This window comes from Novosphingobium sp. FKTRR1 (assembly GCF_020404405.1).
Taxonomy (GTDB): Bacteria; Pseudomonadota; Alphaproteobacteria; order Sphingomonadales; family Sphingomonadaceae; genus Novosphingobium.
The window spans coordinates 20,955-32,502 of the sequence record NZ_JAIZDA010000034.1; the positions used below are offsets into that span (position 1 = coordinate 20,955).

The window sequence follows — 11,548 nt, forward strand, 5'->3', positions numbered from 1 at the left end:
CACTCTTTCACCCGATCCGCAAGAGGAATGCCCGAACCAAGGGCCGCATATCACGACCCAGCCCACGATTCCGGTCATTCCTCAACGTCCAACAAGATCGACTAGGCAGCGAGCCGGCGATGCTGAATGAACGGCCGCTCTATGGGATTGACGGATGGATTCCGGGCAGTCCCCATCGTCCAACGGATCCACCTCGGCCGTTCGCACCCGCATCTCGGGCTTGGTGAACGAAGGGCAGCTTGGCTCCTTGCACGATCCCGAGCGGACTAACCGGACAGTCCGCTAGCTCGGACCTGATCGAGATGGCTTAAGCGGATCTACGAATGGCGGGTGTCGGCGTAACCGGACATTCCCAGTCGCGGCGCCGACCGGCAGGAATGTCCCGAGGCTGTGTAAAAACGCCGGGATATGCTATGGTTCTCTTGTGTTTCGGGAGGCTTTGGAATGGGTCGTTTCGTCCAAGGGGAAGACCGTCGGCAGAACTATTTGTTGCCAGCGTCGCTCAATGATTACGTGTCTGAAGACAACCCGGTTCGGGCAATCGAGGCCTTCATTGATGCTCTGGATTTGAAGGCGCTGGAGTTCGCTGGAATGACGCCGGCTGAAACGGGCCGTCCTGCCTATCATCCAGCAACGATGCTCAAGATTTATCTCTACGGCTATCTGAACCGGGTACAGTCGAGCCGTCGGCTCGAGCGTGAAGCCCAGCGGAACGTCGAGTTGATGTGGCTAACGGGGCGATTGGCACCCGACTTCAAGACGATCGCCAACTTCCGCCGGGCAAACGGCGCTGCGATCCGATCTGTGTGCAGCCAGTTCATCGTTCTGTGCCGGCAGTTGGGTCTGTTCACGCGTGCGGTCGTGGCGATAGACGGCAGCAAGATGAAGGCGGTCAACAACCGCGACAAGAACTACACCGCCGCGAAGGTCGCCTCGCGGATGAAGCAGGTCCAGGACAATATCGACCGGTATCTCGACGCGCTTGATCGTGCCGACCGTGAAGAAAGCGACGTTGCCGAGCCGAAGGCGAAGCGTCTGACGGAGAAGATCGCCCGGTTGCGTGCGCAGCTGCGGGACCTGGCGGTGCGCGAAGAGGAAGTCCGGAATGCACCGAACCAGCAGGTGTCGCTGACCGATCCGGACGCGCGCGCCATGGCGAGCGCGGGCCGTGGCACAAGCATCGTAGGCTACAATCTCCAAGCGGCCGTCGACGCCGAGCACCACCTCATTGTCGCGCACGAGCTTTTGAATACGGGTTATGATCGCGGACAGCTCTTACCCATGGCGGCGAGAGCCAAGGAAGCGATGGGCGTGGAGGCTCTGGATGCCATTGCCGACAAGGGTTACTTCAAGGGCGAGGATATCCGGACCTGCGAGGGCATGGGCGTCACTGCCTTCGTGCCCAGACCGCTTACCTCGAGGGCAAAGGCACAAGGCCGCTTTGGCAAACCGGACTTCGTCTACCTGGAGCACGAAAACGTTTATCGATGCCCCGCCGGCGAAGATCTTATCTACCGTTACACCTCGGTAGAAGACGGGTTGACGATGCATAGCTACTGGAGCTCGAACTGCCAGACATGTGCGCTCCATGACCAATGCACGACCGGTAAGGAACGGCGGGTCAGACGATGGGAGCATGAGGCAGTCGTAGAAGCAATGGAGCGGCGCCTCGACCGTAAGCCAGAGGCGATGAGAATCCGCCGACAAACGGTCGAGCATCCGTTCGGCACGCTGAAATCCTGGATGGGCTCGACGCACTTCCAAATGAAAACGCTGAAACACGTCAGAACGGAAGCCAGTCTCCACATCTTGGCCTATAACTTCAAAAGGCTGGTCGCCATCCTCGGTGTCCCGGCGATGATCGCCGCAATCCAGACCTGAGGGTGGACCGCAACCTTCCGCGCCAATCCGAAATCAGCGCCGTTCGTCTGCCAACGCGTTTTTACACGGCCTGTCCCAGTCTCAGTCGTCCAGCCGGCCAAATCGCAGGCTTAATGGCTGCGTTCGCCACGGGTAGCTCATTAACGCCGCTTCGGTTCTTAGTAGTTACGACTTTCGCGCTGCGGTCAGCCGGGCGCGTTGTCGGCCGACAGGGCTCGCTTGATCCGGGTTAAATCGGCTATGCTTTCTTCATGGAAGTGTTCGCAGCCAAGTTGAGTCGATTGCCCGAGACCATCGCGGCGGTCGGCGATCATGGGGCGGCCGACCTTGCGCAGGCGCTAGTCGGCAGCGGCGACCGGATCGTCGCGGCGATCGGCTCCGGCGGATCGGCGGTCGCCGCGGAGTATTTCGCACGCTGCCGAACGACGCTGGGCCTCGGGCCGACATTCGTGATGACGCCGATGGAGTTCGTCCTGTCCATGGGGGAATGGGCGGGCGCCGAGGTGTGGCTGTTCAGCGCGGGTGCCAACAACGCTGACGTCGCCGCCGCGTTCAGAGCTGCGGCGACCTCCCGCTGCGAGGCGATCCGCCTGGTGACGGTGCGGCTGGACGGCGCCACCGCGATAGCCGCCGCCGTCCATCCTCGCGCAGAGGTGTTCGTGCTGCCGGTCGCGGATCCGAAAGATGGCTTCCTCGCGACACATTCTATGGTGGCGATGGTTGCTGGCCTCCTGTTCGGGAGCGACCTCGCGACGGAGCGGCCCCAGGGCCGCGACCTGGTCGACGCGTTTGGCGCGCGCGCGACCGCGGCGCTGAGCGACGGCTTAGATGAGTTGGTCGGAGGGTTCCGCCGAGGTGACACAGTCGTCGCCGTCCATGATCCGCAATTGGCGGCGGTCGCCGTCCTGCTGGAGACGTCGCTGTGGGAGACGGGCATCGCCCCCATTCAGCGCACCGATTTCCGCAACTTCGCGCATGGCCGTCATGTCTGGGCGGCCCGTCATCCCGGCGCGATGTTTGTGCTGTCGCTGACCACGGACGAGAGCGAGGTCGTCTGGCGACCAATCGACGCCGCTATTCCTGCCGAGATACGGCGGGGCGGGATGCTGCTGGGTCACGGCGGCCGCCTCTGCAACGCCGTCGGCATCGTCAGGGCTCTAGCAGCGATTGGACATCTCGGGGACGTGGCCGGCATCGACCCGGGGAAACCGGGCCGCGGTCCGTTCGCCGAGGCGATCTACGACGACGCGTCCCTGCTTACGCTCGCCGACGGGCTTACGGCGGCCGTGCGCCACAAGGCGGCGGCCAGACAGCTGCACGATCCTGCGGATGAGGTGGGGGGGGCGCTCTGCGCGCTCGGGGCGGAACGGCTCCGCGACCTCGCGGAGGCCAAATTCACCGGCATCGTGCTCGATTACGACGGCACCGTCGTCCATAATCAGCCACTTGAGGCGCGCCTCGGGCCGCCGTCCAAGGTTGTGATGGACGAGCTCGTAAGACTTGTCGATTGTGGCGTCCGGGTTGGATTCGCGACTGGACGTGGGGGCTCGGCGGGCAAGAAGCTGCGCGAAGCCCTGCCGTCGAGGGTCCACGATCGGATCTTGATGGGGTATTACAACGGCGCACATGTCCGCCCGCTCGACATCGACATTACTGACGATCGCCCGGCGGTCAACGAAGGCGTCGCGTCCGTGGCCGATTGGATCGCGCACTCCGGTATGCTGCGCGACGGCGTGCACCTTGATGCGCGCGAGGTGCAGGTGACGGTCAACCACACCGACCTGATCGACGTCGCGACATTTGCCGCGCGTTTGGCGGAGTGTCCGGAGGTCGTGGTCGGCGACGTAAGGGTGCTCCGGTCTCACCACAGCTTCGACGTCGTGCCGCGCGGTACGACCAAGCTGACGGTGGTCAGGGCGATTGCGGGTAACGGCGGGTTCGTGCTCGGCGTCGGCGACAGCGGTTCGCCATTGGGTAACGATCACGAGCTACTATCGGGACCGTACGGCGTGAGCTTGGATAGCGTTTGCGGCAGCCATATCGGCGCTTGGACGTTGTTCGGTTCGAGGCTGCGCGGGCCCGATGCGCTTGCCCGGCTTCTCGGGGCGGCCAGAGCAGGGGGTGGAGCGATGACGATAGACCTGTCGGACCTAGACCTCGACCGGACCGAGTAAAGGCAGTACAAAAAAGGAACATCGTGATTCGGATGATGTTGGCGCGGAGATATTAATGGCGGAGATTGACGTCGTTGGAACCGGATTCACAGTCCTCGACCGCGTTTACGCCGGCTCGCGCGACGTTTCTGCTGAGGACCTCGGCGGATCCTGCGGCAACGTCCTGATCTCTCTCGCCATGCTTAGACGTCATGTTGCTCCGGTCCTTCGCCTCGGCGAGGACGAGGTGGGAGTCCGTCTGGTAGGCGCCTTCCACCATGCAGGAGCGGAGACCCGCTACATTTACCGTCACATGGGCGTGAGGTCGCCGGTTATCGCGCAGCACTTGCATGACGCCGGGGTTCACACCTTTGCCTTTCGCTGCCCGGAGACGGATGTCGATCTCCCCAGATACCAGCCGATCGGGCAGGCCGAGGTCGAGCAAGCGCTACCGGCGATCCGGAACTGTTCCGTTTTCTACGCCGACCGCCTCTCGCACGCTATCGTCGATGCGATGGAGGCCGCGTCGTCGAATGGGTCAGTGGTATATTTCGAGCCATCCGAGGTCGGCGACGAGAATCTGTTCCGCCGAGCGTTGGCGGTTACCGCGGTCTTGAAGTTCTCTGCGGAGCGCCTCGCTGCGCTTGCGGACCATGTCGACGTGGCGGATGGGCTGCTGCTGATCGTCACGCATGGCGAGGCGGGTCTCGAGGTCCGCCAGGGTGCCGAGCGGCACTGGAGCCGGTCCCATCCTGCGCCCGAGGTTCGCGACACCTGCGGTTCGGGCGACATGGTGAGCGTGGGCGTGATCGACTGGCTTCTCTCCAACCGGCGTCGAGGCGTTTCGGCCTTCTCCCTGACTGACTTCGTTCACGCAGTGGAGGCGGGCCAGCGCCTAGCGGCGGAGAACTGCGCCTATGTGGGTGCGCGCGGCCTCTTTCGCGAGCGTGGTGCCGAGTACGCCCGGTCAGTGCTGGAGGGCTAGTGGCTGAAGTCTAGGCCGCCTTCCTGACGCCGCTCTCTGCCCCATCAGATCTCAACTGCGCCCGGAGTTCCATCAGTAGCTCCCCGAGCATGTTTTTCCCCTTGCCATTGACCTCGCCCCATAGCCGGTTGACCTCGTTGTCGACGGTCGCCGTCTCAATGAGCCGGGCCGTGCCGGTGGAAAGCAGCAGGTCGCGCAGATCCTGGTGCTGGGTGAACTTCGCGCGGAGCACGCCGCGCATCCGGTCGAACTTCTTCTGCGACCACCCGGGGCTGACGTCCCAGTAGTAGAGCCCATGCGCCGCCATCGCCAGGAGCGCCGGCGATGGGGCCGCCATCAGCCAGGCCTTCACCTCGGGCTTTCGTGGCTTGCCCGCTTGGTAGGCGTGCTCGCTGGTCGCGAACCTCTCGCCCTCAAACTCGATCTCGCGGCGGTAGAGGTTACTGAAGGCGCCGTAGGGCTTTTCGCTGGCCCGGTAGAACCTGATCTCCTGCTCGACTTCCGCCATGGCGATCTCCCTTGAAAATTCGCATGATTTAGGCCATGCAAATATACATGAAACCGACTCAGATTGAAAGAACTGATTTGCTTCGGCGGATGCAGGCGGCGCGTGAAAGACTCGGCCTCTCCTACGCTGCGCTGGGGGAGAGGGCCGACGTGGATCCCAGCCAAGTGTCGCGGATCTGCCGCGGGCAGTTCACGACGTTCAGCGACAGCGTCGTCCGTATTTGCACGGTACTAGGCGTGCAGCTGCGATCCACCGACGCGGCACCGCCGGCCGCAGTCCCGACGACGACGCGCAAGGCGGCCGCTTGGGCGAAACTAGAGAGGTCTGTGCGGCGCGCGTGGGACGAAACACCGGCAGGGGCCGACCGGTTGGCCAAAGTTATCGCCGCGGTGGCCGAGATTGGCGGCCGCTAGCCGACACGAACGCTTTGAACTAGACCTTTATTCGTGGTGACCGGGCCTTCGGTCAGCCCTATACTCAGGGTACCCTTGTGTAGCAATGTGACGGGAGGATTCGGGGCACGTGAGAAAGGACCTAGCGGAGAGCCTTCTTGCCAAGATCATGGGGTGGTCCGACGACGAAAAGGCTGCCGAGCGCGCCTATCTCGAGAGCTTCGCGAGCTACAAGTATGACGAGTACCAGCAGTTCTCGCCCGGCCGCCGGTTCATCGAGAGCCTCGCCCTGTGGCTGAACCAGTTCGACGAGGGCGCCGACCGGCGCGCGGCATACGATTTCGTCAGGCGGCGGTTGATTTTCATATCGCACAACGAGGTGAACCACCTCGTCGAGCTGACCTTCCCGACGGTGGTACGGCCCATTCTGATCGCCGACACCGCCGAGCAACTCGGGGTCGACGCCTGCCGCGTGAAGGCGATCGTCAAGACGACCGAGTACCGCACCCGTCTTCGGCAGACATTGGTGCTGGGCCTGAGTGACGGCGCGCGGACGGATTGGTTCCGCCGCGCCAACCCGCAGGACATGTCGAATGAGCAGGTCTTTCACGCCTACGATATCTCCGACGCCAAGACCGAGGGCATGGTGCAGGACCTGCGCAAGCACCTCGGTAAAATCCTAGAGCGCCCTGCGACCGACGAGGAGGCGCGGTTCCACTACGTGCTTCTGCTCGACGACTTCTCCGGCAGCGGCACGAGCTTCGTGCGCGAGGACGGGCAGGGCGGCTGGACGGGCAAGATCGCCAAGATCGTCGACAAACTCATGAAGGCCGGCAATCTCGGCGGCGCGATTGCAGACGAGGGCGTCAAGGTGATCATCGTGCTCTACGTCGCGGCGGACCAGGCAATCGACCACATCAAGGGCCACCTGCCCAAGTTGGCATTCGGCAAGGGCACCATCCAGTTCCACGTCGTGCACGAGCTCGGCGCGTCGACGCCTCTAGAGGACGAGCGCGACCGGGCCATTCTCGACCTCGTCGGCGACGACCGCTTCTTCGACGACGATGCGGACGACGACCATTCGAAGGTCGGCAAGACTAGCAAGCGCTACGGCTACGCCGCCTGCCGACTGCCGCTGGTGCTCGCCCACAACACGCCTAACAACTCGATCTACCTCCTCTGGGCCGAGGAGGATCAGAAGGTGCTGGGACTCTTCCCGCGGGTAAGCCGCCACAGAAAGCTCCAGTAGGCGTGCGCAATCCATTCCGCATACGCGCATCACAGCGCTCGACCAGCGACGACGAGTTCGTCCGGCTCTTCGGCGCTGGCGCGCTCGATGTGATGCAGTCGTTCGACGACCCTTGGGGCGGGCTCGTCTTCCTCAGGAGCGCTCCAGGCGGCGGCAAGACGACCTTCCTGCGCATCCTGACGCCCCGCCCGCTGAAGCTGACGCACGCCATAGCGGAGACCAATCCGCAGGTGAAGGCGACCCGCGACGCGCTGCGCGACGTCGGCGCGCTGGGCACTCTTGGACCGCAGTTGCTCGGTGCGATGGTGGTATTCACCACCGAGTACAAGGAGCTTGCGGCGTTCGACCGCGGTAACACGCTCTTCCGCGAACTGCTGAACTCGCGGATCGTCGTCGCGACCCTGCGGTCTGTAGTCGAGCGTGCTGAGCGGCAATTCCCGGACAACCTCGCAGAGTTTACGTTTGAGTGGCAGCCAGAATCCGATGCGACCATTCCCGCAAAGGCAGACGGCCGTCAGCTCTTCGAGTGGGCGTCGCGGATCGAGCGTGGGTTCTACAACCGGCTCGACGAGCTGGACGCCCCTGCGCCGATCGAGGGTGGGCATGCGAGGCTCGACGGACTGAAGTGGTTTGCGCAATCGGTGATCAGCGATACTCACGGCCGGATCGACGTCAAGCGCGTGCTGCTGATGGACGAGCTGCAGACGCTCGCGCCGTCCCAACGGACCAGCCTGATCGAGTTCGTGACGAACGCGCGCGAGCAATGCGGCGTCTGGATCGCCGAGCGGCTCGAGGCGCTGACCCACAAAGATTTGCTGTCGGAGGGTGCGCTGAAGAAGCGTGACTACGAGAGCGTAATCCAGCTGGAGGACCGTTGGTCGGGTCCGAAGACGAAGCCGTACGCGCGCTTTGTGGAGTCTATCGCGAATCTCCGCGCGGCGCGAGCGGAGGGCTTTCAGGGGCGCGAGCTCTTCCCGCTGATCAGCGAGACAGACGACATTGCGCCGATGGAGGAGGCGCTGGCGGCGCGCTCGGCCGAGATCGAGGCCGAGATCCTGCGCGCATCCGGCAGCGGCAACCGCTATTCAGCTTGGATAGATGCGGCCCGCAAGATGGCGGGGGACCCGATGGAGCGCGCCATCCAGTGGCGCCTGTTGCAGATCCTGGTGGTGCGCGACCTGCGCAAGGCCCAGTCGTCGTTCGACTTCGACGCCCTCACATTGGACGAGTTCGAGGCCCGGTCCGGCAGCGGGACAGACCGCGCGGCGGACCACTTCCTGCGCACCGAGGTACGCGCCCCGGTCTACTTCGGTCGCGAGACGCTCAGCGCGGTCTCGTCGTCCAACGTCGACCAGTACCTCGAGGTGGTCGGAGCGCTGTTCGAGGAGATATCCGCCAAGATCCGCTTCAGGCGCGATCAGCCGGTGCCGCTCAGCGCCGCAAGGCAAGACGCCATCGTGCGTGCCGTCGCACAAGAGCGGTGGGACGACATCATTCGCCGCCTGCCGCGCGGAATTGAGGCGCGAAGGTTGCTCGAGGCGATCGGAGAGTTCTGCCGGCAGCAGACCTTCCGCCCGAGCGCGCCTTATGCGCCGGGTGTCACCGGCATCGCTATAACGATGGCGGACCGCAAGACGTTGATCGACAGTCGCGAGGAGGACATCGCCCATTTCCTGAAGCTACGGGACGTGATGACCTCTCTGGTCGCGCACAACCTGCTCGTCCCCCGCCTCGACCATCGCAATAACAACCGGGAATACGTCGTGTTCTATCTCAACCGCCTGCTGTGCGTACACTTCGGACTGCCGCTCGGATACGGTGGTTGGCGGGCGCAGTCGTTGCGGGATTTGCTCTTTTGGCAGGAATCCGGGGCGAACGCTGTGCCCCCAATCGGGGAGGCCACCCTTGTCTGACCATGAAGTGGCGATGCGCTGGGATCCCTATTCGCTGACGGCCGACGCGGACTTCGACGGGTTCTGGTCCGGCAGGCTCGCGCAGGGTGGCCGACGGATACTGCTTGTGCTCGGGCGCGGCTTTGATGTGAGGACGCTCGAAACGGCGCGGCGCCTCTATGCTCTGGGTGCCGATGTGCGCGTCTGGCAGCTCGCGTTCGACAACGGTCTAACCGACAGCGAACTGAGGACCGCGATGACCGCGAAGAACCATGACGGGCTGGTCGCGCTGTTCGGCGCTGACTGCATCAAGCTCGTGCCGATCGAGATCGGCGGTCCGTCGGGCAACACGGCTACCCCTCTGAACACCCAGAAGGCGCTCCAGAATGCCGGCGACTGCCAAGACTTCGACGACGTCGTAGTCGATATCAGCGCCATGCCTCGCATGGTTGCAATGACCGCGGTCAGCGTGCTGCTCTATCGGCTCGACAAGCTGGCAGAGACCGGGGGCAAGAGCATCAATCTTCACGTCACCACGGCCGAAAGCGTTTCAGCGGACATAGGTGCCGCACGCGGCAGCCTGCGCGACAGCGTCACCTTCGTTCGCGGGTTTTCCGGACACTTGGAGGAGCAGACCACGCAGACCTGGCCACGGGTTTGGTTCCCGGTGCTGGGCGAGGGGCAGCGCGACCGGTTGAGCCTGATCCAAGAGTTGCTCGATCCCGACGAGATCTGCCCCGTCATCCCGTTCCCGACTAAGAAGCCCCGTCGGGGCGACGAGGTGGTCGGCGAGCATCGCGAAACCCTGTTCGACGACTTCCTCATCGAGCCGGCCAACATCCTGCTCGCGAGTGAGTACAACCCTTTCGAGGCCTACAAGCAAATCTACACCGCGATGGCCCAGTACAAGCGAGCGCTGAAGACAATGGGCGGGTGTAAGCTGTTTGTGTCTCCGCTCTCCTCTAAGCTGCTGTCGATCGGTGTGTTGCTCGCCTGCTATGACCACCGCTATGGCGCGGGCTCGGACGAAGGGTTCGACGTCGGCATCCCCTACGTCGAGACGGCGGTCTACGGGGACCCTGAGCAGGGGCCGGAGCAGGGTTTCGAACTCCATTCGCTGTGGATCCGCGGCGACTGGGAGGACTCCCTTCCTTCTCCTGCTGTCGTCGAGGCCGAGGGCGACTAACTTCCGCATCGGAAGGCTGTCCTATTTCGATGGTTGTTTCGGAAAGCACTGAACGTCGAGTGTTGGCGAGACCTGCCGTTCGAATTGTCGCGGCAGGACGGCGGCTAAGTCCCAGACCCGGTCAATTGGACCATGCAGCGTGCTCAAAAACACGCACTACAGAAATCTCTCACCCGCATGGTTCTCGAACAGCGCTGCGTCGCGGACATAGCCAAGCAGCACCTCGACCTTTTTCTGCCGCGATACCTCCTGCATCTTCGGCAATGAGGCCCCCGCCTTGGCTGCCTCGGTCAGGAACCCTGAGCGTAGCGAGTGGGCACCGAATGCGGCAGGATCGAGCCCAACCTTTTCGGCGTAACGCTGGATCAGGCGGGCAACCGAGCGATCCGACATGGGCTCCTTGGTCATCATCCCTTGTGCGTCGGTGCGGTAGAACAAAGGACCGGCCTCCCCTCCCCTGACGCTGAGCCATTCGTTAAGCCGCGCGCCGGGTTTGAGCACCTTGCCCGACGGAACAGCAATCACCTGCCCTTCCCCTTCCTGATCCGTTTTCGAGTGCCTGATCATGAGCTTGAGCCCCTCGCGCACCAGCTCGAGGTCAGCCAGCTGTAGCGCGACCAGTTCGGAACGCCGCAGCGCCGCCGCCAACCCAAGTGCCATGACCGCCCGGTCGCGGATCGCTCGCGGACTCTGGCCTTCGGCCGCTGCAATCATTCGAGCCAGATCGGCCGCCAGAATAGCGCTCTTCTTGCGCGTCGGCCGCGCGCGCTGCTCGCGCCGGATCCCTGCAAGCGTGTCAGCAATAACATCGCGCGGATCGCGGTGCTGGGGCGCAACCTGTCCTGCCTGCCTGTGGCGCCAGGCGATGGCGGCAAGGTGCCGCCCGATGGTACTGTCCGCCCTCCCCGCCTGCGCCAGCGAGGCAAGGTATGTGGCCACGGCTTCCGGCATCGCTGGCATAGGCTCAAGATCGCGCGTCCAGCACCATTCTTCGAACTGCCGCCAGTCGCTGTCATAGGCCCGCACAGTGTTGGCCGCCTTGGAGCGCGCCCGGTATGAGCGGGCCGCTTCGATCTCTGCCGCGAGCTGCGGCGGGATCGCATTCCCCAAGGGCGCAAGCGCAGCCTCATCTGGGAGCCCCAAGGCCTTTCTGCTGTCATCGTCCAAGGCGACACTTGTCGGGTGCCAAAGTAGAGCGCAATTGCGTGCACTGAACTCCAATCGTCGCGCCATATTGGGCTGCATTCAATCTGCACGGCATTCGGCGTGTTGTTCGCGCTACTGATCGGAGAACCGCTTTGC

9 protein-coding genes are annotated in these 11,548 nt (G+C 63.6%); 7 read left to right on the forward strand and 2 right to left on the reverse strand.

Features of this window, described 5'->3' with window-relative positions; translation table 11 throughout:
• Positions 1-444: 444 nt before the first annotated feature.
• The 3 genes from LDN95_RS19870 to LDN95_RS19880 all read left to right on the forward strand — a co-directional run bounded on the left by LDN95_RS19870 (position 445) and on the right by LDN95_RS19880 (position 5,019).
• Positions 445-1,881, forward strand: a complete 1,437-nt coding sequence (locus LDN95_RS19870; protein ID WP_226019290.1) for an IS1182 family transposase — start codon at positions 445-447, stop codon at positions 1,879-1,881.
• A gap of 251 nt (positions 1,882-2,132) precedes the next feature.
• Positions 2,133-4,055 carry a hypothetical protein gene (locus LDN95_RS19875; protein WP_226019291.1) on the forward strand — a complete coding sequence of 641 codons (1,923 nt, stop codon included), beginning with the start codon at positions 2,133-2,135 and terminating at the stop codon, positions 4,053-4,055.
• 55 nt (positions 4,056-4,110) lie between these two features.
• Positions 4,111-5,019, forward strand: a complete 909-nt coding sequence (locus LDN95_RS19880; RefSeq protein ID WP_226019292.1) for a PfkB family carbohydrate kinase — start codon at positions 4,111-4,113, stop codon at positions 5,017-5,019.
• 10 nt (positions 5,020-5,029) lie between these two features.
• On the opposite strand, the gene LDN95_RS19885 is transcribed toward LDN95_RS19880, so the two are convergent.
• On the reverse strand, positions 5,030-5,527 hold the full coding sequence (locus tag LDN95_RS19885; RefSeq protein WP_226019293.1) for an NADAR family protein: 498 nt from the start codon (positions 5,525-5,527) through the stop codon (positions 5,030-5,032).
• Positions 5,528-5,574: 47 nt separating this feature from the next.
• On the opposite strand from LDN95_RS19885, the gene LDN95_RS19890 reads away from it, so the two are divergent.
• From LDN95_RS19890 to LDN95_RS19905, 4 genes are all read left to right on the forward strand, one after another.
• Entirely contained in the window at positions 5,575-5,940 is a 366-nt protein-coding gene (locus LDN95_RS19890) for a helix-turn-helix transcriptional regulator (RefSeq protein WP_226019294.1), read from the forward strand.
• A 148-nt stretch (positions 5,941-6,088) separates the two neighbouring features.
• Entirely contained in the window at positions 6,089-7,168 is a 1,080-nt protein-coding gene (locus LDN95_RS19895; RefSeq protein ID WP_226019295.1) for a hypothetical protein, read from the forward strand.
• 2 nt (positions 7,169-7,170) lie between these two features.
• Entirely contained in the window at positions 7,171-9,081 is a 1,911-nt protein-coding gene (locus LDN95_RS19900) for a hypothetical protein (RefSeq protein ID WP_226019296.1), read from the forward strand.
• Positions 9,074-10,246 carry a hypothetical protein gene (locus tag LDN95_RS19905; RefSeq protein WP_226019297.1) on the forward strand — a complete coding sequence of 391 codons (1,173 nt, stop codon included), beginning with the start codon at positions 9,074-9,076 and terminating at the stop codon, positions 10,244-10,246. The genes LDN95_RS19900 and LDN95_RS19905 overlap by 8 nt, the downstream gene beginning before the upstream one ends.
• Before the next feature lie 156 nt (positions 10,247-10,402).
• On the opposite strand, the gene LDN95_RS19910 is transcribed toward LDN95_RS19905, so the two are convergent.
• Positions 10,403-11,356, reverse strand: coding sequence for a site-specific integrase (locus tag LDN95_RS19910; protein WP_226019298.1), 954 nt, complete (start codon positions 11,354-11,356; stop codon positions 10,403-10,405).
• Positions 11,357-11,548: the final 192 nt, after the last annotated feature.

Bases quoted from the DNA above. Each gene is read 5' to 3' on its own strand.
- LDN95_RS19885 (WP_226019293.1), bottom strand. From the start codon at position 5,527: ATGGCGGAAGTCGAGCAGGAGATCAGGTTCTACCGGGCCAGCGAAAAG.
- LDN95_RS19875 (WP_226019291.1), top strand. From the start codon at position 2,133: ATGGAAGTGTTCGCAGCCAAGTTGAGTCGATTGCCCGAGACCATCGCG.
- LDN95_RS19890 (WP_226019294.1), top strand. From the start codon at position 5,575: ATGAAACCGACTCAGATTGAAAGAACTGATTTGCTTCGGCGGATGCAG.
- LDN95_RS19895 (WP_226019295.1), top strand. From the start codon at position 6,089: ATGGGGTGGTCCGACGACGAAAAGGCTGCCGAGCGCGCCTATCTCGAG.
- LDN95_RS19880 (WP_226019292.1), top strand. From the start codon at position 4,111: ATGGCGGAGATTGACGTCGTTGGAACCGGATTCACAGTCCTCGACCGC.
- LDN95_RS19870 (WP_226019290.1), top strand. From the start codon at position 445: ATGGGTCGTTTCGTCCAAGGGGAAGACCGTCGGCAGAACTATTTGTTG.